This window comes from Vibrio sp. 1249-1 (genome assembly GCF_033340495.1).
The window spans coordinates 1-511 of the sequence record NZ_JAWOWJ010001199.1 but is presented as its reverse complement, the minus strand read 5'-3'; the positions used below and the strand labels follow the sequence as shown (position 1 = coordinate 511).

Sequence of the window (511 nt, the reverse complement as noted above, 5' to 3'; positions counted from 1 at the left end):
TTTGTCTACTTGGAACAGAACATCGGGCCATTATGCGTCAGAATAGCCATACATGATATACCCAAAGCCCATATGGTATTCTGCTTTTATCTCAAGAAGCTTGGATGTATCGGGCTCGGCCGTATTAGTCAGCTGTATCAATAAATATAAATAAGCCGCCAATGTTGGCGGCTTATAAAAGACAATTGAAATTTAAGAATCCGAAAAACAGGCACTCAAACGGTCACGATGAACCGTTAACTTTGAGAGCAAGACTCAAACATCACTTGCTGATTATCATCCACGGCAATCAAAGCTTTGAGTTCAACCAACTGCTCTTTCTTGCTCTTGGTTAGTTGTTTGATGAAATACTCAGCGCGCATTGCTGTTACTTTTGAGTCGAAGCTAGTCGACCACTCTAAAACAAGAGGCCCTTTACCCTTGAGCGCTTTTGCGCCTTTGCCAAGTTGGTGTTGTTTAAATCGCCTTTCGATGTCATTGGTAACACCGCAATACAGTGCATTACGGTTAT

General features: G+C 42.1%; 1 protein-coding gene. It reads right to left on the bottom strand.

Going from position 1 to position 511, the window contains the following annotated elements:
* Nucleotides 1-236: 236 nt before the first annotated feature.
* On the bottom strand, nt 237-511 hold a 275-nt coding region (locus tag R7Z50_RS31250; protein WP_318150247.1), incomplete at its 5' end, for a GIY-YIG nuclease family protein.